Source organism: Ornithinimicrobium avium, from assembly GCF_003351765.1.
In the GTDB taxonomy this organism is placed as follows: Bacteria; Actinomycetota; Actinomycetes; order Actinomycetales; family Dermatophilaceae; genus Ornithinicoccus; species Ornithinicoccus avius.
The window spans coordinates 1,741,721-1,766,257 of the sequence record NZ_CP031229.1; the positions used below are offsets into that span (position 1 = coordinate 1,741,721).

Below are 24,537 nucleotides of genomic sequence, written 5' to 3' on the forward strand. Positions count from 1 at the left end.
TGAACCACCCATTCTACTACGGAATGTAGTTACCTCTGACCGCCGTGCGCCGCGACCACGCCGCGGTAGACCTGCTCCATCGCCGCCACCGGGACCGCTGCTGCGCCGCGCGCGGCGAGCATCGCGGCGCTGGCGCGCCGGACCAGGTCCGGCTCGCGGCGCAGGCGTCCCAGCACGGCCGCGAGCCCGGCCGCGTCGGGCGTGTCCGCCGCGAACCCGCCCCCGTCGGGCACCACCTCGGCGAGGTCGGGGTCCGCATGCAGGACCGGCAGCCCCGAGGCGACCGCCTCGAGGATGACCATCGGCTGGTTGTCGAAGTCCACCGACGAGCTCACCAGGACGTGGCTCTCCCGCATCCGGGCGAGCACCTGCGACTGCGGCACCGAGCCCTCGAGGCGGACCGGGGCACCGGCCGCGGCCCGAGCCACGTCCCTGCGGGACACGCCGTCTCCGAGCACGGTCCCGAGCACCCCGTGGCCGGTCCGGCGGACCGCGTCGACGAACACCTCGGGCCGCTTCTCCGGGGAGAGCCGGCCCACCCAGAGCGCCCGCAGCTCGTCCTGCGGCCCCAGCGTGCGCAGCGTCGGCCCGTCCTCCTGCTCCATCACTCCCACGGCGACGCCGTTGGAGACGACCGTGGTGGGCGTCCGCACACCCACGCGGGCCAGCTTGGCGGCGAAGTGGGCCGAGGGGACGACGACGTGGTCGCTGGCCTTGGCCTGGGCGGCCATCAGCCGCCACATCCGCCGCGCCACCCTGCTCTGCGTCCAGGGCGTGGCGGCCACGCGCACGTCGGAGTGCGGCACCTGCCGGTGGTGCAGCCAGGCGAGCAGCGCGGTGGAGAGCGCCGGGACCGGCAGCACCTTGTCGGTGTAGACGTCGATCCGCCCGTGCATCGTGTGCACGACCGGCAGCCCGAGCTCGCGCGCGACCCGGACGCCCGAGAGGGCTGCGAACATCTCGGAGTGGGTGTGCACCACCTCGACGCGGCGGGCGGCGAGCTCCTCGCGGAGCACCCGGCGCACCCGGCGCGGCGACCACGCGAAGGGATAGCCGTCCGGGCGGAAGACCGGTGAGACGGGGAGTCCCACGACGCCGGGCTCCGGCTCGTGGTCACGGTCACGGTCACGGGGGCAGCACACGGTCACCTCGTGCCCGCCCCGCTCCAGCCCCTCGCGCAGCGCCCCGACCGCCGTCTGGACCCCGCCGAGGGTCGGCAGGTAGTAGTCGGTCACCAGGGCCACGCGCACGGACCCGAACCTACCCGTCCGTAGGATGCCCGGATGACGACGACGGCACTTGTCACCGGGGCGAGCGGCTTCCTCGGCGGGCACGTCGTCGCCGAGCTGCGAGCCCACGGCTACCGGGTGATCAGCAACGGACGCAACGCCGCCGCCCTCCCCACGGGCGGACCGACCCTCGTCGGCGACCTGGACGCGCTGGCCGGGGCCGACGCGCCGGCCGACGTCGTCGTGCACTGCGCGGCGCTGTCGACGCCGTGGGCGCGGTGGCCGGACCTGGAGCACGCCAACGTGACCGGGACCGCCCGGGTCCTCGACCACGCCCGTCGCAACGGCGTCCACCGGGTGGTGCACATCTCCTCGCCCAGCATCTATGCCGCCCCGCGCCACGCGATCGGCATCACCGAGGACCAGGTCGACCCGGAGAACCGGCTCACCGGCTACATCCGCTCCAAGATCGCCGCCGAGGCGCTGCTCCGGCGCGAGCAGGAGCGGCAGGGTGGCCCGGAGGTGGTCGTCCTGCGCCCGCGCGGCATCATCGGCGCGGGCGACCCCAGCCTCGTCCCCCGGCTGCTGGAGGTGCACGAACGCATCGGGATCCCGCTCCTCGACGGCGGGCGCGCCCTGGTCGACCTCACCTCGGTGCAGAACGTCGCGACCGCCGCCCGGCTGGCGGCCGAGACCCCCGGCGTGGCCGGCGGCGTCTACAACATCACCAACGACGACCCCCGGCCCTTCCGGAGCCTGATCGACCAGCTGTTCGCCCTCCTCGGCCGCACGCCCCGCTACCGCCGGCTGCCGACCCGACCGCTGTACGCCCTCGCCGGGCTCATGGAGGGCGTCTGCGGCGCGCTCCCCGGCCACCCCGAGCCGCCGCTCATGCGCTACACCCTCAGCACCGTCGCCTTCTCCCAGACGCTCGACATCAGCCGGGCGCGCGAGCAGCTCGGCTACCGCCCGCTGGTCAGCCTGGACGAGAGCCTGGCCTCCTATGCCCGGTGAGCTGCACGCCCACGTGTGCGGGCACACCCACCACGAGATGGCGGGCCTCGTGGCGGGCCACCCCCGCGGGCGCCGACGCTTCCCGTCCACGGTGTTCTGCTACCGCGACGGGGACCACGTGGTGCTCTTCGACACCGGCTACGCCCCGCAGCCGTGGGACACCGGGCTGACCGGGCGCCTCTACCGGCGGCTGCTGCCTCCCGAGCTGCCGGCAGGGCAGGACGTGGCCGAGCAGGTCGACCCCTCGAGCGTCACCCACGTGGTGCTCTCCCACCTGCACCCCGACCACGTCGGGGGTCTGCGCCACTTCCCCGACGCGACGCTGGTGCTCCACCGCGGGCAGCTGGAGACCGTGCGGTCGCCGCGGCTGCGGGACGGCCTCCTGCGCGGGCTCCTGCCGGGGTGGTTCGACGACGCGGTGCGGGACCGCGCCGTCGTCATCGACAGCTTCACGCCGGGCCCGTGGGGGCTGGCCACCCACGACCTCTTCGGCGACGGCCGCTACCTGCTCGTCGACCTCCCCGGTCACGCGCGCGGCCACCTCGGGGCGCTCGTCGAGGGCACGGCCCTGCTCGCCGGCGACGCCGCGTGGGGACGCGACCTGCTCCCCGCGGCGCAGCGGCTGCGGCGGCTGCCCCGATGGATCACCCACGACGACGCGGCCCACCTGGCCACCAGCCGCCTCCTCCTCGAGGCCGAGCGCGGCGGGCTGCGGCTGCTCTTCGCCCACGACGAGCACCCGACCGGCGTCGACCTGCTGCACTGACGCGTGGTCTCCTCGCGCCCGCCCCGGCGTATGCTGCGGCCCGGCGGGCGACACGGGTCGTCCGCGGGGACCGACCGGCAGGGGACCTGGTGCGCAACTGCGAGATCGCGGGATGGGGCAGCTACCTGGCCGAGCGGGTGGTCACCTTCGGCGACCAGACCCGCTACCGGGTGACCGACGGCGTCACCCAGCTGGACATGCTCGAGCGCGCGGCGCGCGGCGCGCTCGACCGGGCCGGGCTGGAGGCTGGCGACGTCGACTGCGTGATCGGCGCCGTCGCCGCGGACCTGCAACCCATCCCGTGCACGGCCGCCCTCCTCTGGGAGCGGCTCGCGCCCCGGTCCAGGGTCGCCGCGTTCGACGTCAACTCCACGTGCACGAGCTTCGTCACGGCGGTGGACGTCGCCTCCCGCTACCTGGCCGACGGGGAGTACGAGCGCGTCCTCGTCGTCTCCGGCGACGTCGGCTCGCGCTTCCTCAACGCCGAGCAGGCCGAGAGCCGCGAGCTCTTCTCCGACGCCGCCGCGGCCGTGGTGCTGACCCGCACCGAGGACGCGGGCCGCGGCGTGCTCACCAGCCTGCAGCGGACCTGGGCCGAGCACGCCCACGACACCGAGATCCGGGGCGGCGGCTCGCTGCTCCCGGCGCGCGACTACCCGCTGCACGCACCGGGGGACCACCTCTTCGACATGGACGGGCGCCGCGCGCTGCACAGCATGGTGGGCGTGCTGCCCGAGTTCTTCGCGGAGTTCTTCGACCGGCTGGAGCAGCACGCGGGCCTGGGCCGGGAGGACGTCGACCTCTTCGTCCCGCACCAGGCCAGCCGTGCCCTCGGCCTGATGATGCGCCGCATCGGCATCCCGACGGAGCGCTACGCGGACCGGGTGGACGAGCTCGGCAACATGGTCTCCGCCTCGGTGCCCTACGTGCTCGCGGACTGTCTCGGCTCAGGTCGCGTGGGGAGGGGCGACGTCGTCGTGCTCTGCGGCACGGCGGCCGGTCTCACCGCGAACGCGCTGGCGCTGCGGCTGTGACCCCGACCGTCGGGCGCCCCGGACCGCTGCTGCGGTCCGGGGCGCCCGGGTCCTGCCGTGCGCGACGACGGTCAGGTCGTCGGCGGGGTCGAGGACAGGTCCGTCGTCGGCCGGCTGTCGACCTTGGACTCCACCTTCTGCAGCGACCGGGCGGCCGCCTCGCGCCCGCCGAGGCCGTAGGCCAGGGCCGCGGCGAGGGCGGCGCCGACCACGACCGCGCCGAAGGCGAGGTTGATGATCGAGTCGGCGATGCCCATGTACTTCAGGCCCATCGCCACGAACAGCGCGGTGGTCGCCCAGTAGATGACGGTGCCCGCCGTGCCGGAGCCGATGGTGCGGCGCAGCAGGCCGGCGATGATGACGCCGGCCGCGATGATCGCGCCGCCGAAGAGCACACGGCCACCCAGGTGGAGGATCTCCTGCAGGATGTCGGTGATCGCCGGGAACTCCAGCATCTGGGCGGCCATCACGGCGAAGAACAGCAGGATCGCCAGCTGGGCGATCTTGGCGATGATCGCCGAGGCGCTGCGGCCCTCGGGCACGATGCCCATGCCGGCGATCGTGCGGTCGGCGCCGAGCCCGCGCAGCGTGGACTCGAGCAGCTGGCCGACGAACCGGGCGATGACGTAGCCGATGCCCAGCAGCAGGACGGCCGCGATGATCCGCGGGATCGCGTCGAGGATGACCTGCAGCATGCTCTGCGCGGGGTCGGAGATCGCCGAGATGCCCAGGATCTGCAGCGCCGCGATCGCCACGACGATGAGGATCACCGCGAAGAGCAGGTTGGCCAGGATCGTCGACAGCCGGGTGCTGGTGCTGGTCCTGGTGCTGGTGCCCGCCGCGTCGGCGGCCGCAGCCTCGTCCGCCCGGCCGGTCAGACCCTCCTGCGCGGCGCGGTCGTTGAGGCGCGCCACCGCCCGGTCCAGACCGGCCGAGTCGAGGGCCGTCTCGGTGATCTGCTTGACGATCCTGGCGATGACGAAGCCGATGAAGAAGACGAACCCGGCCCCGATGATGTTCGGGATGTAGGTGAGGACCCCGCCGAGCATCTCCTGGATCGGGGTCAGGACGCGGTCGAGGGCGAAGACCTGCAGGATCGCTATGAGACCGAACAGCCAGACGAGCAGTGAGGCGATCGTGCCGATCGCCTCGCCGAGCGACTCTCCGTCGTGCGACTCGCGCTGCAGGAAGGTCACCCTGCTCACGAGCTTGCCGATCGCCCACTTCACGATGCGGGCGATGATCCAGGTGGCGATGAGGATGACGATCGCGATGGCGACCTTCTCCAGCAGGCCGACCCAGTCGTAGTCGCGCCAGGTGTCCATGCGTTGCTCCTTGTGGAAGACAGCGTTACGGGTGTGGCCGCGGCCACGTCTGCACCGTACGCGCTCCCAGCGCGCTCTCAGGTCACTCGCGTGTCGCGAGCACCTCCACGACGGCACCTGGGGTCGCCAGCTCCACCTCTCCGCTCCACACCTGCTCAGCCTCGGCCCTGGCCTCCTCCGGCGGCGTCCACGGCGGCAGGTGGGTGAGCATCAGCCTGCGGGCCCCAGCTCGGACCGCCGCGCCCGCGGCTCGCCGGGCCGTCAGGTGCACCCCCCGTGCGGCGTCACGCCCCTCGAGGAAGGAGGCCTCGCACAGGGCCAGGTCCGCGTCGGCCAGCAACGGATCCAGCCCAGGGCAGGTGTCGGTGTCGCCGGTGAAGCCGAGCACCGCTCCCCCGGCCTCGACCCGCAGCCCGTAGGCCGGCACCGGGTGCAGCACCGCGTAGGGCGTGACGGTGAACGGCCCGACCGCGAACGGGACCGAGTCGACCAGGTCGGCGAACGCCATACCCCTCAGCTCTTGGGGTTCGACGACCCCGTAGGCGCGAGCCATCCGGTCCGCGGCGCCCGCGGGCGCGTGGACGGGCAGGTCCTCCTCGGCGGGCACCGGGCCGTGCTGGCGCATCACCTGCAGTCCGGTGAGGTCGAGGCAGTGGTCGGGGTGCAGGTGGGAGAGCACCACGGCGTCGATGGACAGGGGGTCGGTATGCCGCTGCAGCGCGCCCAGGGCGCCCGAGCCCAGGTCGAGCAGCAGCTGCCAGGTGCGGCCCTCGTGCTCGGCACGGAGGAGGTAGCAGCTGGCGGGTGAGTCGGGCCCGGGCACCGAGCCGGTGCAGCCGACGATCGTCAGGTCCATGACCCCATCGTGCCCGTTGTTGGACGCGGGGGGCCCGTGCGCCTCCGGTCAGCTCACCCGACCTGCTCGCCGACCTGCCCGGAGCGTGCAGTGAGCACCCGCCACGGGCGGGCGGTCAGCACGAAGACGACCAGCGGCAGGACGACCACCGGCCAGCCCGCGCCGGAGGCACCTGTGGTGAGCCCGCCACGTCCCTCCTCGATGCGCGCGTGGAACTCGACCCACGGCCAGGGGAAGACCCGGCCCGTGACATCCTGGCCGACCATCCCCGCCGCCTCGACGCCGGCGGTGAAGGTCGTCGCGGTGTAGACGACGGCGAAGAGCACGGCGCCGAGGGTGAGCGCGGCGTAGAAGCCTGCCCTGGACCACTGCGGCCGGCGCTGGTACTCGCCGTCGGTGGCCTCGCGTGCCAGCTCCTTCGGGGCGCCGACGTTGAGGAGCGCCTGCGTCGCGCCGACGTCTTCGGTCGCGGCGCGCAGGTTGGCGCGCAGCTCACGGCGCAGCTCCTTGCGCCGGCGCCAGCCGGTGCCGCGCATCTCCAGCCAGAAGTCGTACCTCTGGACGGTGTCTTCGATGCGGAGCGTGTCGATCAGTCCCATGGCTCATGCCCCCTGGGTCGTGGTGGTGGAGTCCTGAAGTGCGGTGACCCGGCCCACGGAGAGGACGAGGTCGTCCCAGGCCCGGCCGCGGCGCGCCAGCTCGGCACGTCCCTGGTCAGTGGTGCGGTAGTACTTCCGGGCCGGTCCTGACTCGGACCGGGAGAGGTAGGACTCGAGGAACCCTGCGGTCTCGAGCCTGGTGAGCGCCGGGTAGACCGTGCCCTCCGCGAGGCCGTCGAAGCCGGCCCCCCGCAGACGCGTGACGATCCCGTAGCCGTAGCCGTCCTCGGTGGACAGCAGGCTGAGCAGCAGAAGGGCGAGGACGCCCTTGAGCATCTGTGCATCGTGTGTGCCCATGCAGGACATACTTGACCTAGTACCAATCATTGTCAAGTACTAGGTGATGGCGAAGCGAGCCTCCCCGGTGACGGTCGGCTGTGGACACGTCGGGGAAGGCCCCTCCCGGACTCGCTAGCCTCGGCGGACGACGGAGGGGAGCAACGATGAGGGTGACCGATCCGCAGGGCCGCGTCTGGCGGGTGAGTCGCCGCTGGGTGCCGTGGCGGCGCAGGACGATGCTGCCGCGCATGTCCGATCCAGTAGGGACCTTCTGGAGGAGCAGCGGTGAGGACCTGCTGCCGACGGCGATCACGCTCGTCGTCGCGCTCCCCACGCTCGTGATGGCGGTCGTGGCGGCGGCGGAGCTCGCGCTGCTGCTGCTCCTGGTGCCGGTGCTCGCCCTGACCAGGGTCCTGCTCGGCCGGCACTGGATCGTCGAGGTCACCACGGACCTGCGCGCGGTCTGGGAGACCGAGGTCGGGACCTGGCCGCAGACCCGGCAGGCGATCACCTCGATGGCGAGCGGGCTGGAGCAGGGCATCTACCCGTGGGACGAGCAGCCCGGTCGGCCCCTGACCGACCTGGACCGCACGACCCGGGCCGGGCAGCACCGGGAGTGATCAGCGCCGCGGGGGCCCACCCCGGCCCGGGCTAGACCCGCTCCTCGGCCCTCCCCACGAACGCCCGGTGCACCTGCTCCACCTCGGGGCCGAGGAAACGCCGGGCGAGGAAGGTGAAGCCCTGCGGGTCGCCGGTGGTCAGCCACTGGTGCTCCGGGCGGTGGTCGGGCCCGGCCAGCAGCCCGCCGTCGGTGAGCACCCGGAACAGGTCGGCGGCGGTGGCGGCCGCCGAGCTGACGAGCGTGACCTCCTCGCCGAGGACGTACTGCAGGGCCGAGGTCAGCAGCGGGTAGTGCGTGCAGCCCAGGATGAGGGTGTCGATCTGCTGCTCCTGCAGCGGCGCGAGGTAGGCGCGCGCGGTCTCGATGACCTCCGGACCGCTGGTGACCCCCTCCTCCACGAGCTCGACGAAGCGCGGGCACGGCTGCGACCAGACCTGCACCCCCGGCGGTGCCGCGACGAAGCTGTCGAGGTAAGCCCGCGACTGGTGGGTGGCCTGGGTGGAGATCACGCCGATCCGCCCCGACCGGGTGACCGCCATCGAGCGACGGACCGCTGGTCGGATGACCTCGACGACGGGCACGTCATACCGCTCGCGGGCGTCGGCCAGGACCGCCGCGGAGGCGCTGTTGCACGCGATGACCAGCGCCTTGACGCCGTGGTCGACGAGCCGGTCGAGGCACTCCAGGGCGTAGCGGCGCACCTGCGCGATCGGGCGCGGCCCGTAGGGCGTACGCGCGGTGTCGCCCAGGTAGAGGACCGACTCCTGCGGGAGCTGGTCGAGGATCTCGCGGGCCACGGTGAGCCCGCCGAGCCCGGAGTCGAAGACCCCGATCGGGGAGCCGGTCATGCGCGTGGGGTCAGTCCTGCTCGCGGCCGGAGGCCGACACGAACGGGTTGCCCATCGTCCCGATCCCCTCGACCTCCACCTCGCAGCGCTGCCCGGCGGCGATCGGCCCTACGCCGGCCGGGGTGCCGGTGAGCAGGACGTCGCCGGGCAGGAGGGTGAAGGCGGCGGAGGCGTGCGCCACGATCTGCGCCACGCCGAAGGCCATGTCCTTGGTCGTGCCCTCCTGCCTGGTCTCCCCGTCGACGCGCGAGCTGATCCGCAGGTCGGACACGTCCAGCTCGGTCTCGATCCACGGCCCGAGCGGGGTGAAGGTGTCCATGCCCTTGGCGCGGGCCCACTGCCCGTCGGCGCGCTGCAGGTCACGTGCGGTGACGTCGTTGGCGACGGTGTAGCCGAAGATCACCCCCTGGGCGTCCTCGACCGCCACGTCCTTGGCGACCCGCCCGACGACGACCGCCAGCTCTGCCTCGTAGGAGATCTCGGTGGCGAAGGACGGGATCACCACGGGGTCGTCCGGGCCGCACACCGAGGTGTTGGGGATGAGGAACATCATCGGCTCGGCGGGCAGCTCGGTGCCCATCTCGCGGGCGTGGTCGGCGTAGTTGCGCCCCACCGCGACGACCTTGCTGCGCGGGATGACCGGCGCGAGGAGGCGCACCTCGTCCACGCGGAAGGTCTCCCCGGTCAGCTCGATCCGGGTGTAGAGGGGGTCGCCGCTGATCTCGGCGATCTTCTCCCCTGCCCCGTCCACGAGCCCGAAGCGTGGGTCCTCCCCGGTGGTGAATCGGCAGATGCGCATGCGACAAGGGTATGGGGTGCGCCGGCCCCTCGGGTGCGGGGCCCGCGCTCCCGGATCAGACCCCGACCCGCGAGAGCAGCACCGCGAGCGCAGCGCGCAGGCCGGTGTCCAGGGTGGGCTGGACCACGGGTGCGAAGTGGGGGCTGTGGTTGCCGTAGACCTGACCGCCGTCCAGCACCTCCTGCGGGTAACCGCCGAAGAGCCAGAAGACCGAGGGCACGCCCAGGACGGCCGCCAGGTGCCCGAAGTCCTCGCTGCCGGACAGCGGCGGGGCCAGGGTCGCCGACTCCTCACCCAGCTCGGCCTGCAGCACCGACAGGACCCGGTCGGTCTCCTCCGGGTCGTTGATGCACTGGGGGAAGCGGTAGAGCTCCTCGATCTCCGCCGGCGGGGCGCCGGAGGCCAGGACCTCGCCGTCGACGGTGCGCCTGATGCCGTCGAGCACCAGCTGGCGGACCTCGGGCTCGAAGGTCCGCACGTTGAGGGCGAGCTCGGCACTGGCGGGGATGATGTTCTCCTTGAGCCCCGCGTGGAAGGTGCCGACGGTGACGACCGCCATGTCGAGCGGGTTGACCGTGCGCGAGACCACCGACTGGAGGCGGGTCACGACGTGCGCGCCGAGCACGATCGGGTCGATCGAGCTGTGCGGCTGCGAGCCGTGCGCCTGCTGCCCGTGCAGGGTGATCCGCCAGGAGTCGGCCATCGCCATCGCGGTCCCGCGCGTCACGGAGACCGTGCCGGCGAGCCCGGGCATGACGTGCTGGCCGTAGACCACCTCGGGCCGCAGCGCCCGGTCCCACAGTCCGTCGTCGACCATCGCCGCGGCGCCGGCAGCGGTCTCCTCCCCCGGCTGGAGGATCAGCACGACGGTTCCCGCCCATAGGTCGCGCCGCCCGGTGAGCACCTGCGCGAGCGAGAGGGCCACGGACACGTGCGCGTCGTGGCCGCAGCCGTGCATGACCGGCACGTCGGTGCCGTCGTCGAGGGTGCCCCGCGCGGTGCTGGCGTAGTCCAGACCCGTGTCCTCCGCGATCGGCAGCCCGTCGGTGTCCGCGCGGAACGCCACGGTCGGGCCGCTGCCGTTGCGCACGATGCCGACGACGCCGGTCCCCCCGCAGCGGAAGTGCTCGATCTCCAGGGAGGTCAGCCGCTCCTCGATGAAGGCTGCGGTCTGGTGCTCCTGCATGCTGAGCTCGGGGTGGGCGTGCAGATGGACGTAGTCGGCCTCGAGACGTTCCCGGACGGCCTGCGTGATCAGTGCCTGCGTGCTTGTCGTGACGGTCATGCGGTGCGTTCCTTCGTCTCGTTCTCGGCGGGACGGTCGAGCCGATCCAGCTCCATGTGGTCATCCTCGCACTGCCGCGTCCTCGGCCGCAGCACTCAGGCCGCGTCGGCCTGCGCCGCCGAGCCGTACCGCTGCGCCCACCTGTCCGCCACGGACCTGGACAGGTCCTGCCACGGCGGGTTGGGGTCGGCGTAGAGCCCGAACGTGCGGCCGCTGTTGCGCCACTGGTCGACGCAGCGGCGGCTCCCCCGCCTCCTCCTCCGCGACCGCCCTGTCCTCCGGCTGCGGACCGGCGTGCCCGTCCTGCGCCTGTGCGGTCCTGTCCCTGTCCTCGTCCCCCATCGGTCCCTCTCCTCCCTGGCCCGGGCCCTCCCCCGGCTCGTGCCGACCACGCTAGGACCGCGCACCGACAGACCCGGGGTCGCCGTCCCCGGCCAGGACTGCTCCGCGGAGCACGGCTAGCGCGCGGGTCGGACTGCCACCAGGTTCATCACCTTCTGGGAGAGCACGAGCTCGTCGTCCTGGTTGAACAGCTCGGCGAGCGTGACCACCAGCCCCCGGTCGGGCTTGGAGCGGGACGGGCGCGTCCGCAGCGTCTCGACCCGCAGTCGCAGCTCGTCGCCGGGCCGGACCGGTCGCGTCCACCGCACCTCGTCCACCCCCGGGGAGGCCAGCGACCCGCAGTGGGTCAGGTAGTGGTCGGCGTAGAGCCGCATGAACACCCCGATCGTCTGGATGCCGCTGGCGATCAGTCCCTGGAAGGGGCCGGTGGCCGCCCACGCCGGGTCGGTGTGGATGCGCTGCGGGTCGTAGTCGCGGGCGAAGGCGACGATCTCCTCCTCGGAGAGGGCGATCGTGCCGTAGGTGCGCACGTCCCCCTCGGTGTAGTCCTCGAACCACCGGTCGGCGACCGGGGTGGTGAAGTCCTCGGAGAGCGGGCGGGTCGCGGCCCAGGCGTCGGTCGGCATGTGCCCCATCCTGCCAAGAGGCCCGCGCGATCTACGCTGGGTGCCCGTGGAGGTCCTCCAGGAGCAGGTATGGCGTGCCCTCGCCGCCGCGCACTCCGCCGCCGTCGAGCAGCGCTCCGCCGGCCGGCTCGCCCGTCGCGTGGAGGGACGCAGGCACCCGGTCGACGACTTCCTCTGGGAGTACTACCCGTTCCGTCCCGCCCAGCTCGCCCGCTGGCACCCCGGCCCCCGCACCGGGCTGGAGGGCGCGGAGGAGCGCGCGGGCTGGCGCTTCTACACGGTGACCGGCGGCACCGCATACCTGGACGCGGAGCGGTTCGCGCAGGAGCGCGGGCGGACGATCACCTTCGTGCGGGACCTGCTCCGCGCGACCCTGTCGCGGCCCGGGCGGTTCGGCTGCTTCGGGCTGCACGAGTGGGCGATGGTCTACCGCGCCGGCGAGGACGGGCTGCGCCACCAGGGGTGGCCGTTGCGGCTCGGGCGCGAAGGGACGGACGCGGTCGTGGAGTCGCACACGGTGGCCTGCTCGCACTTCGACGCCTTCCGCTTCTTCACCCCGGACGCTGCTGCGCGCAACACCCTGTCGCCGACGCGCGAGGGACAGGTGGCCACCGAGCAGCCCGGCTGCCTGCACGCCGCGATGGACCTCTACAAGTGGGCGTTCAAGCTCAGCCCGGCCGTGCCCGGCGATCTCACCCTGCGCGCCTTCGAGCTGGCCAGGGAGGTGCGGGAGCTGGACATGAGGGCGGCGCCCTACGACCTGCGGGAGCTGGGCTACCAGCCGGTGCGGATCGAGACGGCCGAGGGCAAGGCCGAGTACGTCGCCGCCCAGCGCGCGTTCACGGTGCGGTCCAACGCGCTGCGCCGAGAGCTGCTGGACGTGCTCGACAGGCTGACGCCGGCGCCCTGAGCGTCCCGGCGCCCTCCCTCAGACCAGCTGGTACATCCAGCCGTGCCGGTCCTCGGCGCGGCCGTACTGGATGTCGAGCAGCTCCTCGCGCAGCGACATCGTCAGCTCGTGGGTGCCGGGCATCGCCACCTCGCCGCCGTTCCAGGCCAGGCGCCCCACGGGCGTGATGACGGCCGCGGTGCCGCAGGCGAAGACCTCGCTGATCTCCCCGCTGGCCGCACCCTCGCGCCACTCGTCGATCGTGAACCGACGCTCCTCGACCTGCAGCCCCCGCTCGCGGGCGAGCTCCAGCAGCGAGGACCGGGTGACGCCCGGCAGGATGGTGCCGGTCAGCTCGGGGGTGACGATGCGACCGTCGGCGTGGACGAAGAACAGGTTCATGCCGCCGAGCTCCTCGACGTAGCGGCGCTCCACGGCGTCGAGGAAGACGACCTGGTCGCAGCCGTTCTCGATCCCCTCGGCCTGCGAGGCGAGCGAGGCGGCGTAGTTGCCGCCGCACTTGGCCTCGCCGGTCCCGCCGGCCGCGGCGCGCACGTAGAGCTCGCTGACCCACAGGCTCACCGGCTTCAGACCGCCGGTGAAGTAGGCGCCGGCCGGGGAGGCGATCACCGAGAACAGCACCCTGTTGCTGGGCCGCACGCCGAGCGCCTCCTCGGTGGCGATCATGAACGGACGGATGTAGAGCGAGGTCTCCCCCGAGTCGGCCGAGGGCACCCACGCCTGGTCGATGGCGACGAGCTCCTTGACGGCGTCGAGGAACATCGTCGGCGGCAGCTCGGGCAGCGCCAGCCGGCGGGCCGAGTTGTTGAGGCGCTCGGCGTTGCGCTCGGGACGGAAGGTCCACACCGACCCGTCCGCGTGCCGGTAGGCCTTCATGCCCTCGAAGATCTCCTGACCGTAGTGGAACACCGCGGCGGAGGGGTCGAGCTGCAGGGGGCCGTAGGGCACGACGCGCGGGTCGTGCCAGCCCTCGCCCCTGCCCCAGTCGATCATCGCCATGTGGTCGGTGAAGTGCGAGCCGAAGCCCGGGTCCTGCAGGACCGTGGTGATCTGCTCGGGCGTGGCGCGGTCAGCGTTCTCGGTGACGGCGAAGGACGTGGACGACGGCGTCATGGTCATGGGGTCAGGGTATGCCGTCACCTGATCCAGCTCATCATCGACCGGACCCGCCGCCCCACGTGCTCCAGGGGGTGCGCGGCACGCTGGGCCGCGCGCCGGCTCCGCGCCCCTTCCGCGGGCTCGGTGCCGGGCCGGGCGTCGGGACCGTACTGGGTGGCGAGGCCGGCCTGGTAGATCTGGTCGACCCGCGTCTTGAGGTCGTGCACGACCGCGAGGTAGGCGACCTCCTCCTCGACGCCGCGGTCGACGAGCGTCTCGAAGGCCTTCTCGACGCTGGTGCGGAGCGGGGCGAAGACGTGCGACTCCGCATACTGCCGCGCCTCCGCCTCGTGGTCCAGGGTGGTGACGATCGCCCCGGAGCGCAGGGACCCCATGGCTGCCGCGTATGCGGTCAGGGTCGCCCAGGCGGCGCCGCTCTCGTCGCGCGCCACCGCCACCAGCGCCGGGCTCCCGCGGCCGTCGAGATACTCCTCCCGCACGCGGTCGCCGTCCCCGACGCACCGGAGCATCGCGAGGTCGACGCCGTCCGGCACGCTCAACCGTCCGGTGCGCACGGGCTCGCCGCCGGTGACCACGACCAGGTCGCCCGGCTCGGTGTGCTCGAGCAGGAGCCGCTGCACCATCTCCAGGTCGTGCTCCCCGTGGCCGAGCGCGCCCACCGGGACCAGCACGATGTCGCACCGGGAGACGGCCTCCTCCGGGGTCGAGACAGCCAGCCCCTCCGTCTCTGCGCGGGCCGCGCCCCGGCCGTCGGGGCTGGTGCCGATCCAGACGTCGACGCCGCTGTCGCGCAGGTTGAGCGCGTGCGCGGCGGCCACGGCGTCGAACCCCAGGACCGCGACCTGGCGGTCCTGCAGCAGCGTCAGGTCGGCCGACTCCGGGTCGAGGACGGTGGTCATGGCACCAGCCTACGGCGCGGGCGGCGCGGCACCCACGGGGTCAGCGCAGGAAGAGCCTGCGCAGCCGCACGGTCGTCAGCCACAGGCCGGCCGCGGTCATGACCAGGAAGTAGCCGACGTGGACGAGCGTCATACCCGTCAGGTAGCCGACCGAGAGCTGGCGCATGAGCTCCACGGCGTGCCACAGCGGCATCGCCATGACGACCCACTGGATCGGATCGGGGTAGACCGAGATCGGGTAGAGCGTGGCCGAGAAGAGGAACATCGGCAGCAGCGCGAAGTTGATGAGGTCCATCTGCTGGAAGGAGGTCATGTAGCTGGTGATCCCCATCCCCAGGGCCGCGAAGCCGAAGGCGACCAGCACCGCCACCGGGACCATCGCCAGCGCCCACCAGGAGGTGACCAGGCCCATCACGGCGAGCACGCCCAGGAAGCCCAGGGCGTAGATGAAGCCGCGGAAGAGCGCCATCAGGATCTCCCCGAGGGCCACGTCCAGCGGGCCCAGGGAGGTCTGCAGCATGGCCTGGTAGAGCTTGGCGAAGCGCAGCTTGAAGAACACGTTCCACGTCGAGTCGTAGATCGCGCCGTTCATCGCCGAGGTGGCCAGGAGAGCCGGGGCGATGTAGGCGGCGTACGTCGTGGGCTGCCCTCCGGGGCCCTCGACCTGGCCGACCAGTCCGCCCATGCCCACGCCCATCGCGACCAGGTAGAAGACCGGCTCGAAGAAGCCGGAGACCAGGATCATCCAGTTCTGGTTCTTGATGACCGTGAAGCCGCGCTCGAGGACGGCGCGCACGTTGCCCGAGGACAGGGCCCGCAGGGACATGGGGGCGGTCACGAGTGCAGCCTCCGGGTGTAGGAGCGGACGGCGAGCAGGAGCCCGGCGACGGTGCACAGGACCAGGAACCCGAGGTGGACCGCGAGCATCGTCGGGCTCAGCGGGGCGCCGTAGCTGGCCAGGCGGGCCAGCTCGGTGCCGTGCCAGACCGGCGAGACCCAGCCGATCCAGTGCAGGTAGGTCGGCATCGCCGAGAGCGGGAAGAAGGTGCCGGCGAAGAGGAACATCGGCATCACCACGAAGCGCTGGATGAAGCTGAACTGGAAGCCCTCGTCGGTGAGCGTCGAGGCGTAGGCCTGCAGCGGCGCCCCGAACGCGGTGGCGGTCAGCACGCCGACCGGCACCACCAGCCAGGACTGCCACCACGGCGCGGTGGTCGCGCCGAAGACCAGCATCACCGCCCAGAAGATCAGCGACTGCACCACGAAGCGGATGACGACGGCGACCAGGTGGCCCAGCGCGATCTGCCCCGGCTCCAGGGCGCTGGCCGCCGGGCCGTAGTAGAGCCGCTGCCACTTGAAGCCGGACATGACCGGGTAGGTCATCTCGCCGGAGACCGACATCACCACCGTGGAGACCAGCAGCGCCGGCGCGACGAAGGTCAGGTAGTCCACCCCGCCCACCGAGCCGGCGCCGGAGTCCACGAGCGTGCCCAGGCCGATGCCCATGGCGACCATGTAGAGGACCGGCTGGCCCGCGGCATACAGCATGATCGGCCAGAAGTAGGCGCGCATGCCGCGCAGGACGGTCTCGGCGTAGTACCAGACGCCGAGTGCGCGGGCGCGCGCCGCCATCACGGTGTGCGAGGGTGCCGACCCGGAGGAGGCGAGGGCGTGGGCGTCGACGCCCTCCCGCGTGCGGTCAGTCAACGAGGGACCTCCCGGTCAGCCGGAGGAAGACGTCCTCCAGGGAGGAGCGGCGCACCAGGGAGGTGACCGGTCGCAGCCCGCGCCGGCCGACCTCCTCCAGGGCCGCCTCGCCGTCGTCGGCGTAGATGAGGATCCGGTCGGGCAGCACCTCGTTGCGGGCCCCCACGCCCTCGAGCTGGTCGACGACCTGGGCGTTGCGGTCGGAGCCGAAGCGCAGCTCGACGACCTCCCGGGTGGAGTGCTCGCGGATCAGCTCGCGCGGGGTGCCCTGCGCCATGATGGCGCCGTGGTCGACCACGATCAGCCGGTCGCACAGCTGCTCGGCCTCGTCCATGAAGTGGGTGGTGACGACCAGGGTGGTGCCGGCCTCCTTGAGCCGGAAGAGCCGGTCCCACAGGATGTGCCTGGCCTGAGGGTCAAGGCCCGTGGTGGGCTCGTCGAGGAGGAGGATCTTGGGCTCGTTGACCAGGCCGCGGGCGATGGTGAGGCGCCTTTTCATGCCGCCGGAGAGGTTGCCGACCTTCTCCCCCGCCTTGGCCTCGAGCTGGGCGAAGGCGAGCAGCTCCTCGGACCTGGGCAGCAGGTAGGAGCGCGGCAGGCCGAAGTAGCGGCCGTACATGACGATGTTCTCCCGGACCCTCAGCTCCTCGTCGAGGTTGTCCTGCTGCGGCACCACGCCCAGGTGCGCCCGGACCTCGGGGCCGCGGTCGGCCGGGTCCATGTCCAGCACGCTCAGCTCGCCGCCGGTGCGGTCCAGGGTGCCGCCGATCATCCGCATCGTCGTCGACTTGCCGGCCCCGTTGGGGCCGAGCAGCCCGAAGCTCTCCCCCGGCGCCACCTCGAAGTCGATGCCGTCCACGGCGGCGAAGTCGCCGTACATCTTGCGCAGGCCCCGTGCCCTGATCACCGGTCTCGTCACGTCGGAGCACTCTACGTCGCAGGTCCGAGGACCCCAAAGGGTCCTGCCGTCTCAGAGTCGCTCGCGCAGCCAGGCGAAGTCGGCCCGGTGCTGCTCGGCGCCGCCGGGCGTCTCGCAGATCACCGGGGCGCCGGCGTCGCGGACCACCGAGGCCAGCTCGTCGGGGTCGATCTGACCCTCGCCGAAGGTGGTGTGCCGGTCCGCGCCGGAGCCGGCGGCGTCGCGGCTGTCGTTGGCGTGCACCAGGTCGATCCTCCCGGTGATGGCGTGGATCCGCTCCACCGCCTCGGCCAACGGGATGCCGCCGGCCCACGCGTGGCAGGTGTCGAGGCAGAAGCCGACCATCTGCGCGCCGTCGGCCGCCTGGATCGCCGCCCAGGTGGCCGCGATCCGGTCCAGGTGGCGGGCCATCGCGTTGTCGCCGCCGGCGGTGTTCTCCAGCAGCAGCGGCACCTTGAGGTCGGTGGCCTCGACCGCCTTGCGCCAGTTGTCGGCGCCCTTGTCGGGGTCGTCGCCGGCGTTGACGTGGCCGCCGTGCACGATGAGCCCCCTGGCGCCGATCTCGGCGGCGGCGTCCACGTGCTGCTGGAGCAGCTTGCGGCTGGGGATCCGGATCCGGTTGTTGGTGGTGGCGACGTTGACGATGTAGGGCGCGTGGACGTAGAGGTCCACGCCCGCCTCCTCGGCCGCTGCCCGTAGCGCGGGGGCCCCGCCCGGGTAGTGCACCTCCGGGCCCTTGTAGCCCTGCGGGTCGCCGAGGAAGTGCTGCACGAGGGTGGTCCCCCTCGCCAGCGCCTCCGCCACCGGGTCGGCCTGGTCGACGTGCGCACCGATCCTGATCGTCATACCGGCCACTGTAGGCGGGCGGTCCGTCAGGCCCGTGCGGTGTGGAAGGCCACGAGGCTGCCCAGGCCGGACTGGAGCAGATCCCAGGCGACCTCGGTCCGCAGCACCGCGGCGCTCGCGGTCGGGAACCCGTCCTCGAGGATGCTCAGCGCCGCCCGGTCCGAGGTCCGCCGGTCGGTCAGCGCGAGCGCGAGGGTGCCCATGGTCGGCTGGTGGCCGACGACCCACACGGTCGCCGCGTCCTCGGGCGCCTCGCGCACGGCACCCAGCGCTCCCCTGACCCCGCGGTCGTAGAGGTCGCGGCCCGGCCACCTCTGGGCGTCGGCGGCCCCGGCCCCCTCGAGCACGTGCTCGGCCGTCTGCCGGGCACGCGCCGCGGTGGAGACCAGCACCAGGTCGGGCAGCAGCTCCTGCTCGGCCAGCCAGCGGCCGAGCACCGTGGCGTCCGCGACGCCCCGCAGCACCAGCTCACGCTCGTGGTCGCCGTCGCGGTGCTCCCGCTCAGTCTTGGCGTGGCGGACGATGACGAGCGTGCGGGTCATGGGGCCACGGTAGTGCCCGGGTCCCTGCCCCGTCCTCAGCGATGGTGGTCGAGGAAGAACCGCACCATCTCCCCCGAGGCGTCCGGGCCGGAGGGGTCGGTGTAGGAATGCCCGGCTGCCCCGCCGGACCAGGCGTGCGCCATGCCGTGGACCACCCACTGCTCGAGCATCGTGCCGTTGCCGTCGTCGTGGCGGCTCACCGTGTAGCTCCGGCCGCCAGCGACCGTGCCGCGCTGGATCTCAGGTCTGGTGCCGGGTCCGAACTGGTCGGTCAGCCTGCCGGAGTTCGCGATGCTGACCGTCGGGTCGGAGTCGCCGTGGAAGGTGATCGCCGGGACGGGCCGGGCCAGGCGCCGGGCCGGGCCGGGGGAACGCATCGCGGCGAAGGCCGAGGACACGTCGTCGGCTGCTCCGGCCGCCAGGCCGGAGTGGATGCCCACGGCAGCGACCACGTCGGGGTGCGTGCCGGCCAGCACTGCCGCCATCGCCGCACCGGCGGAGAAGCCTGCCACGTAGACCCGGGATGGATCGGCATCCTCGGTCGCCACCATCTCCGAGATGATGCCGGCGATGATCGCCGGCTCTCCGCTGGTCCGCTGCTGGTCGGAGAACCAGTTCCAGTAGCGCATCGGGTTCGCCGAGGTCACCTGCTCGGGATAGACCACGAGCAGTCCGTGCTCCTGCGCGACCGCGTCCATGCCGGTCGAGCCGGCGAAGGTGGCGCCGTCCTGGGTCCCGCCGTGCAGCATCACGAGCAGGGGCCGGGGGGAAGTGGCACCGGTGCTCGGGACATACAGCCGGTAGGGACGCTTGCCGGCGGCGCTGCGGTGCACCCCGGTCCGCACGCTCCCGGGCAGCGTGGTCGGGACCTCAGCGCGAGACGTCGCTCCCGTCATGTGTGCGCGCACATCGGGGAGCTGGCGCAGCACTCTGTCTAGGCGGCCTGTCCGGCCGCCGGCAGGCCCCTGAGCCACAGTCAGGTTCGGCGCGCCGGCTGCTGTCGAGGGCTGGCCGTCCAGCGTGCGCCGGATCAGGGCGGTGGCGTCGGAGAGTCGCCCGGTGCGGACGAGTCGGGTGGCCTCGGTCATCGCCGGGTCCGGCGAGCCGGGCAGGGAGGAAACGGGCAGGGAGGAGCGAAGGTTCTGGAGCATGGTGCGGGCGTCCGTTCGATCGGGAGGGTGGGGGGTGCTTACGCGGTGCGTGGTCGCAGGGCTGCCTTGACGGCCGCGCTCGCCCGGAACGCGCCGAGCACCTCGACATGACTGATGGTGGCCAGAGCGAGCTCGGGAGTGACGTCGCTGGCGATGGTCGCCAGGCCCAGCACGCGGAGCTCGAGCTGCTCACCCCGGTCCTGCAGGGCTTCGAGCTCGGTCCTGGTCAGGTGGCGCGTGCCGAGCACCAGTGTCTTGCGCGCGACGGTCTGGTTCACCGCGTGCGCCCGGTTGGCGAGCTCGGTGCGGATCGCCGTGCGGATGAAGTCCGTGCGGTTGCTGAAGAAGCCCTCGGTGACCAGCAGGTCGATCTGGCCGAGGTCGATCAGCCCGAGATTGATGGTGATCTTCTCGGTCTTGTCAGCTTCCCCCGGAAGGGCCATCGGGAACTCCTGTCGTGGTGCGGTCGCCCCACCATACTCCAACAGACTCCATACGCCATCCATGTGGATGGCGCCGGGGCTGCTCCTAGGATATCGCGGGCGGCAGCGGGGGCAGCCGTCGGACGGGTACTTCGCCGGGTCGACCTCGACCTCCCGGCGGATCCTTCACGCCATACATCTGCGCGACCTGCCGGAGGTAGTAGGCCTCACCCGCCGAAGCCACGGCGACGTGCCTGTCGTCGAAGAGGGGCGACCATCACACCAGGGCTCCTTCCCTCGGCGGCACCACCGTGTGCCGACCGGGCACGACGCTACCCCCAGCCGCCCTCAGCCGGTCGCGACGACGTTCTCCAGGTGGCCCGTGTCCCGGTATGTGGCGAGCTGGCGACCCAGGTAGGTCCCCATCCGCGGGTAGGACGCGGGCGTGCCCCCGCCGACGTGGGGGGTGATCAGCACGCCAGGCGTGGACCACAGCGGGTGGTCGTCGGGCAGCGGCTCGGGGTCGGTGACGTCCAGCGCGGCGCGCAGGCGACCGGCCGCGCACTCGACGCGCAGGGCCTCGTTGTCCATGACTCCCCCGCGGGCGACGTTGACGACGAGCGCGTCGTCGGGCAGCAGCGCCAGCTCCTGCGCGCCGACCAGCCCGCGGGTGGCGTCGGTCAGCGGCACGGCCAGGACGACGACGTCCGCGCCGGGCAGGAGGGTCGGCAGCGCGTCGATGCCGTGGACCCGCTCGACGAGCTCGTCGCCCTCGCGCTCCCGGCTGGCGACCGCCACGACCTGGCACTCGCTGGCGACCAGGCGCCGGGCGACGGCACGCCCCACGCCGCCGTAACCGACGACGAGCACGTGGGAGTCGGCGAGCGAGCGCCGCTGGCCCGCCCCGGAGCGGTCCCAGCGGCCCGCCGCCTGGGTGTGCGCGTAGGTCGGCAGCGCCCGCTGCGCGGCGAGCATGATCGCCACCGCCAGCTCGGCGGTGGCGGTGTCGTGCACGCCGACCGCGTTGGCCAGGTCGACCCCGGACGGCAGGTGCGGCAGCGCGTGCTCGTAGCCGGCGCTGGCCAGGACGACGGCACGCAGCCCGGGCACCTCGTCCATCCGCGTCATCCAGCGGCCGGCGACGAACGGCAGCGACAGGACGTCGACCTCCCGCCCGTCGCCGGGCAGGGTGTCCATGTCCGTCGGGTCGTAGGGCAGCACCTCGACGCCCTCGACGACGGGCAGGTGCGGCAGGAAGGGCAGCGGCACCGCGGCGACGGGCGAGGTCATCCGACTTCACCCTCGACGCCGAGCGTGGCGAGGATGAGCTCGCGCGCCCTGGCCGCGTCGGCCTGGCCGCGCATCTCCTTCATGACCTGGCCGATGAGCGCGCCGACCGCCTGGACCTTGCCGCCCCGGATCTTCTCCACGACGCCGGCGTTGGAGGCGATGACCGCCTCGACGGCGGCCTGCAGCGCACCGTCGTCCTGGACCAGCTCCAGGCCGTGCGCGTCGGCGACCTGCGTCGGGCCGCCCTCGCCGGCGACGACGCCGTCGAGGACCAGGCGCGCCATCGAGTCGTTGAGCCGGCCCCCGGTGACGAGGCCGTCGAGCTCGGCGATGTGCGCCGGGGTGACGCCCAGGTCGGTGACCGCGACGCCGTCGGCGTTGGCGCGGCGGGCCAGGTCTCCGGTCCACCACTTGCGGGCCGCGGCCGGCGAGGCACCGGCGGCGACCGTCTCCTCGATGACCTCGACCGCGCCGGCGTTGACGACGTCGCGCATCTCCAGGTCTGAGTAGCCCCAGTCCGACTGCAGCCGGCGGCGGCGCTGCGCCGGGTCCTCCGGCAGCGTCGCCCGCAGCCGCTCGACCTCCTCGCGGCTCGGGGCCACGGGGACGAGGTCGGGCTCGGGGAAGTAGCGGTAGTCGTCGGCGTCGGACTTGGGCCGCCCCGAGGTGGTGATGCCGGTGTCCTCGTGCCAGTGCCGCGTCTCCTGCAGGATCGACCGCCCTGCGTCCAGGACCGCGGCGTGCCGGGTGATCTCGTAGCGGACGGCACGCTCGATCGAGCGCAGGCTGTTGACGTTCTTGGTCTCGGTGCGGGTGCCGAGGACCTCGGACCCGATCGGCATCAGCGAGACGTTGGCGTCGCAGCGGATGTTGCCCTGCTCCATGCGGCCGTGCGTCACGTCGAGGGCCCGCAGCAGGTCGCGCAGCACCGAGACGTAGGCCCGCGCCACCTCCGGCGCCCGCTCCCCCGCGCCGAGGAGCGGCTTGGTGACGATCTCGATGAGCGGGATACCGGCGCGGTTGTAGTCGACGACGGAGTACTCGGCGCCGTGGATGCGCCCGGTGGCCCCGCCCATGTGGGTGGACTTGCCGGTGTCCTCCTCCATGTGGGCGCGCTCGATCTCGACCCGGAAGGTGAAGGCCGGCTCGCCGGCCTCGTTGGCCGGCACCTCGACGTCCAGCCAGCCGTCGAAGGCGATCGGCTCGTCGTACTGGGAGGTCTGGAAGTTCTTCGGCATGTCCGGGTAGAAGTAGTTCTTCCGGGCGAAGCGGCACCACTGCGCGATCTGGCAGTTGAGCGCCAGGCCGATGCGGATCGCCGACTCGACGGCCGCGCCGTTGACGACCGGCAGCGCGCCGGGCAGGCCGAGGCAGACCGGGCAGGTCTGGGTGTTGGGCTCGGCCCCGAACTCCGTGGCGCAGCCGCAGAACATCTTGGTCGCGGTGGACAGCTCGACGTGGACCTCCAGGCCCATCGCTGGCTCGTAGCGGGTCAGCGCCTCCTCGTAGGGCACCGTCGTGTCGTTCATGCGCGCACCTCCTCGATCTGCGGGGCGTTGTCGAGGACGTAGCCGCCCTGCGCCTCGCGGAGCCGTTCCTCCAGCGCCGCGCCCACCGCATACAGGCGCTGGTCCTCCATCGCCGGGGCGAGGAGCTGGACGCCGACGGGCAGCCCGTCCTCCTCCGCCAGCCCGGAGGGGATCGACATGCCCGGGATGCCGGCCAGGTTGGCGGGGATGGTGGCGATGTCGTTGAGGTACATCGCCATCGGGTCGTCGAGCTTGTCGCCGATCTTGAAGGCGGTGGTCGGCGCGGTCGGGCTGACCAGCACGTCGACCTGCCCGAAGGCCGCCTCGAAGTCGCCGGCGATGAGCGTGCGGACCTTCTGCGCCTGGCCGTAGTAGGCGTCGTAGTAGCCGCTGGACAGGGCGTAGGTGCCCAGGACGATGCGGCGCTTGACCTCCTCGCCGAAGGCCGCCTCACGGCTGGCGGCCATCACCTGCTCGGCGCTCGGGTCGCCGTCCGGGGTGGTGCGGGCGCCGTAGCGCATCGCGTCGTAGCGGGCCAGGTTGCTGGAGGCCTCGGAGGGCTGGATGAGGTAGTAGGCCGCCATCGCGTAGACGAAGTGCGGGCAGGAGACCTCGACGACCTGCGCACCGAGGGCGCGCAGGTGGTCCAGCGCCTCCTCGAACCGGGCGAGGACGCCGTCCTGGTAGCCCTCGCCGCCGATCTCCGTGACGACGCCGACCTTCATGCCGGTCAGGTCGCGGGTGCCGGACGCCGCGGCGAGGACCGGCGGCACGGGGGCGTCGATCGAGGTGGAGTCCATCGGGTCGTGGCCGCCGAGCACCTCGTGCAGCAGCGCCGCGTCGGTGACTGTCCGGGCGCACGGGCCGATCTGGTCCAGGCTGGAGGCGAGCGCGATGACGCCGTAGCGGCTCACCCCGCCGTAGGTGGGCTTGACGCCCACCGAGCCGGTCACGGCGGCCGGCTGGCGGATCGAGCCGCCGGTGTCGGAGCCGATCGCGAGCGGGGCCAGGTATGCCGCGACCGCCGCGGAGGAGCCGCCGCCGGACCCGCCGGGGATGCGGTCGAGGTCCCAGGGGTTGCGGGTGGGGCCGAAGGCGGCGTGCTCGGTGGAGGACCCCATCGCGAACTCGTCCATGTTGGTCTTGCCGAGGATGGGCATCCGGGCGTCCTTGAGCCGCGTCACGATCGTCGCGTCGTAGGGCGGGACGAAGTGCTCGAGCATCCGGCTGCCGGCCGTCGTGGTCAGGCCCTGCGTGCAGGCGATGTCCTTGACGGCGACCGGGACGCCGGCCAGGCGGGGCAGGTCCTCACCGGCGGCCCTGGCCTCGTCGACGTTCGCCGCGGTCGCGAGCGCGCCCTCGGCGTCGACGAGCAGGAAGGCGTTGAGCGCCGGGTTGAGCCGCTCGATCCGGTCCAGGTGGGCCTGCGTCAGCTCGACGGCGGTGAAGTCGCCGGCAGCCAGGCCGTCGGCCATCTGGACGGCGGTGAGGCGGGTCAGGTCGCTGGTCGTCATCCGCC

General features: G+C 72.7%; 26 protein-coding genes. 5 read left to right on the plus strand and 21 right to left on the minus strand.

Annotation, left to right across the window (positions count from 1 at the left end; all coding sequences use genetic code 11):
- Nucleotides 1–29: 29 nt before the first annotated feature.
- Complete coding sequence (locus tag DV701_RS07875) at nucleotides 30–1,250, minus strand: glycosyltransferase (protein WP_162802910.1); 1,221 nt, start codon at nucleotides 1,248–1,250, stop codon at nucleotides 30–32.
- Nucleotides 1,251–1,283: 33 nt separating this feature from the next.
- Here DV701_RS07875 and DV701_RS07880 point away from each other — a divergent pair, with 33 nt between their 5' ends.
- The 3 genes from DV701_RS07880 to DV701_RS07890 all read left to right on the plus strand — a co-directional run bounded on the left by DV701_RS07880 (nucleotide 1,284) and on the right by DV701_RS07890 (nucleotide 4,043).
- Nucleotides 1,284–2,243: an NAD-dependent epimerase/dehydratase family protein gene (locus DV701_RS07880; protein ID WP_114927823.1), complete on the plus strand. Its 960-nt coding sequence runs from the start codon at nucleotides 1,284–1,286 to the stop codon at nucleotides 2,241–2,243.
- A complete protein-coding gene (locus DV701_RS07885) occupies nucleotides 2,233–3,009 on the plus strand; it encodes an MBL fold metallo-hydrolase (RefSeq protein ID WP_114927824.1) in 777 nt (258 codons plus the stop codon). Before DV701_RS07880 ends, DV701_RS07885 begins: the two co-directional genes overlap by 11 nt.
- Before the next feature lie 89 nt (nucleotides 3,010–3,098).
- Nucleotides 3,099–4,043, plus strand: coding sequence for a 3-oxoacyl-[acyl-carrier-protein] synthase III C-terminal domain-containing protein (locus DV701_RS07890; protein ID WP_114927825.1), 945 nt, complete (start codon nucleotides 3,099–3,101; stop codon nucleotides 4,041–4,043).
- Between the two features lie 71 nt (nucleotides 4,044–4,114).
- Here the strand turns inward: DV701_RS07890 and DV701_RS07895 are convergent, their stop codons facing one another.
- From DV701_RS07895 to DV701_RS07910, 4 genes are all read right to left on the minus strand, one after another.
- Nucleotides 4,115–5,368 carry a mechanosensitive ion channel gene (locus tag DV701_RS07895; protein ID WP_114927826.1) on the minus strand — a complete coding sequence of 418 codons (1,254 nt, stop codon included), beginning with the start codon at nucleotides 5,366–5,368 and terminating at the stop codon, nucleotides 4,115–4,117.
- An 82-nt stretch (nucleotides 5,369–5,450) separates the two neighbouring features.
- Entirely contained in the window at nucleotides 5,451–6,224 is a 774-nt protein-coding gene (locus DV701_RS07900; protein ID WP_114927827.1) for an MBL fold metallo-hydrolase, read from the minus strand.
- Between the two features lie 53 nt (nucleotides 6,225–6,277).
- Nucleotides 6,278–6,823 carry a hypothetical protein gene (locus DV701_RS07905; RefSeq protein ID WP_114927828.1) on the minus strand — a complete coding sequence of 182 codons (546 nt, stop codon included), beginning with the start codon at nucleotides 6,821–6,823 and terminating at the stop codon, nucleotides 6,278–6,280.
- 3 nt (nucleotides 6,824–6,826) lie between these two features.
- Nucleotides 6,827–7,180 (minus strand): PadR family transcriptional regulator, encoded by a 354-nt coding sequence (locus DV701_RS07910; RefSeq protein WP_114927829.1) that lies wholly within the window; start codon nucleotides 7,178–7,180, stop codon nucleotides 6,827–6,829.
- A 146-nt stretch (nucleotides 7,181–7,326) separates the two neighbouring features.
- Here DV701_RS07910 and DV701_RS07915 point away from each other — a divergent pair, with 146 nt between their 5' ends.
- On the plus strand, nucleotides 7,327–7,782 hold the full coding sequence (locus DV701_RS07915; protein ID WP_162802911.1) for a hypothetical protein: 456 nt from the start codon (nucleotides 7,327–7,329) through the stop codon (nucleotides 7,780–7,782).
- A gap of 31 nt (nucleotides 7,783–7,813) precedes the next feature.
- Here the strand turns inward: DV701_RS07915 and murI are convergent, their stop codons facing one another.
- The 4 genes from murI to DV701_RS07940 form a co-directional block, all read right to left on the minus strand.
- Entirely contained in the window at nucleotides 7,814–8,632 is an 819-nt protein-coding gene (murI, locus tag DV701_RS07920) for a glutamate racemase (RefSeq protein WP_114927831.1), read from the minus strand.
- A gap of 10 nt (nucleotides 8,633–8,642) precedes the next feature.
- Nucleotides 8,643–9,431 carry a fumarylacetoacetate hydrolase family protein gene (locus DV701_RS07925; RefSeq protein ID WP_114927832.1) on the minus strand — a complete coding sequence of 263 codons (789 nt, stop codon included), beginning with the start codon at nucleotides 9,429–9,431 and terminating at the stop codon, nucleotides 8,643–8,645.
- Nucleotides 9,432–9,486: 55 nt separating this feature from the next.
- Entirely contained in the window at nucleotides 9,487–10,716 is a 1,230-nt protein-coding gene (locus DV701_RS07930) for an amidohydrolase (protein WP_114927833.1), read from the minus strand.
- A 458-nt stretch (nucleotides 10,717–11,174) separates the two neighbouring features.
- Entirely contained in the window at nucleotides 11,175–11,684 is a 510-nt protein-coding gene (locus DV701_RS07940) for a MaoC family dehydratase (RefSeq protein WP_114927835.1), read from the minus strand.
- A 46-nt stretch (nucleotides 11,685–11,730) separates the two neighbouring features.
- Here DV701_RS07940 and DV701_RS07945 point away from each other — a divergent pair, with 46 nt between their 5' ends.
- Nucleotides 11,731–12,594 carry a 3-methyladenine DNA glycosylase gene (locus DV701_RS07945; protein WP_202863666.1) on the plus strand — a complete coding sequence of 288 codons (864 nt, stop codon included), beginning with the start codon at nucleotides 11,731–11,733 and terminating at the stop codon, nucleotides 12,592–12,594.
- An 18-nt stretch (nucleotides 12,595–12,612) separates the two neighbouring features.
- Here DV701_RS07945 and DV701_RS07950 read toward each other — a convergent pair whose 3' ends face one another.
- The 12 genes from DV701_RS07950 to gatA all read right to left on the minus strand — a co-directional run bounded on the left by DV701_RS07950 (nucleotide 12,613) and on the right by gatA (nucleotide 24,532).
- Entirely contained in the window at nucleotides 12,613–13,713 is a 1,101-nt protein-coding gene (locus DV701_RS07950) for a branched-chain amino acid aminotransferase (RefSeq protein WP_114927836.1), read from the minus strand.
- A 17-nt stretch (nucleotides 13,714–13,730) separates the two neighbouring features.
- Nucleotides 13,731–14,612, minus strand: coding sequence for a hypothetical protein (locus DV701_RS07955; protein WP_114927837.1), 882 nt, complete (start codon nucleotides 14,610–14,612; stop codon nucleotides 13,731–13,733).
- A gap of 40 nt (nucleotides 14,613–14,652) precedes the next feature.
- Complete coding sequence (locus tag DV701_RS07960) at nucleotides 14,653–15,438, minus strand: ABC transporter permease (RefSeq protein ID WP_114930905.1); 786 nt, start codon at nucleotides 15,436–15,438, stop codon at nucleotides 14,653–14,655.
- Between the two features lie 8 nt (nucleotides 15,439–15,446).
- On the minus strand, nucleotides 15,447–16,319 hold the full coding sequence (locus DV701_RS07965; RefSeq protein ID WP_228255279.1) for an ABC transporter permease: 873 nt from the start codon (nucleotides 16,317–16,319) through the stop codon (nucleotides 15,447–15,449).
- Nucleotides 16,312–17,199, minus strand: coding sequence for an ABC transporter ATP-binding protein (locus tag DV701_RS07970; protein WP_114930909.1), 888 nt, complete (start codon nucleotides 17,197–17,199; stop codon nucleotides 16,312–16,314). The genes DV701_RS07965 and DV701_RS07970 overlap by 8 nt, the downstream gene beginning before the upstream one ends.
- Before the next feature lie 90 nt (nucleotides 17,200–17,289).
- Nucleotides 17,290–18,084, minus strand: coding sequence for a deoxyribonuclease IV (locus tag DV701_RS07975; protein ID WP_114927838.1), 795 nt, complete (start codon nucleotides 18,082–18,084; stop codon nucleotides 17,290–17,292).
- 26 nt (nucleotides 18,085–18,110) lie between these two features.
- Complete coding sequence (locus tag DV701_RS07980) at nucleotides 18,111–18,626, minus strand: SixA phosphatase family protein (RefSeq protein ID WP_114927839.1); 516 nt, start codon at nucleotides 18,624–18,626, stop codon at nucleotides 18,111–18,113.
- A gap of 35 nt (nucleotides 18,627–18,661) precedes the next feature.
- Nucleotides 18,662–19,522: an extracellular catalytic domain type 1 short-chain-length polyhydroxyalkanoate depolymerase gene (locus DV701_RS07985; RefSeq protein ID WP_202863667.1), complete on the minus strand. Its 861-nt coding sequence runs from the start codon at nucleotides 19,520–19,522 to the stop codon at nucleotides 18,662–18,664.
- A gap of 293 nt (nucleotides 19,523–19,815) precedes the next feature.
- Nucleotides 19,816–20,220 (minus strand): CopG family transcriptional regulator, encoded by a 405-nt coding sequence (locus DV701_RS07990; protein ID WP_114927841.1) that lies wholly within the window; start codon nucleotides 20,218–20,220, stop codon nucleotides 19,816–19,818.
- Between the two features lie 327 nt (nucleotides 20,221–20,547).
- Nucleotides 20,548–21,489: an NAD(P)-dependent oxidoreductase gene (locus DV701_RS07995; protein ID WP_114927842.1), complete on the minus strand. Its 942-nt coding sequence runs from the start codon at nucleotides 21,487–21,489 to the stop codon at nucleotides 20,548–20,550.
- Nucleotides 21,486–23,018, minus strand: coding sequence for an Asp-tRNA(Asn)/Glu-tRNA(Gln) amidotransferase subunit GatB (gene gatB / locus DV701_RS08000; RefSeq protein ID WP_114927843.1), 1,533 nt, complete (start codon nucleotides 23,016–23,018; stop codon nucleotides 21,486–21,488). Before gatB ends, DV701_RS07995 begins: the two co-directional genes overlap by 4 nt.
- A complete protein-coding gene (gatA, locus tag DV701_RS08005; protein WP_114927844.1) occupies nucleotides 23,015–24,532 on the minus strand; it encodes an Asp-tRNA(Asn)/Glu-tRNA(Gln) amidotransferase subunit GatA in 1,518 nt (505 codons plus the stop codon). Before gatA ends, gatB begins: the two co-directional genes overlap by 4 nt.
- Between the last annotated feature and the right edge of the window lie 5 nt (nucleotides 24,533–24,537).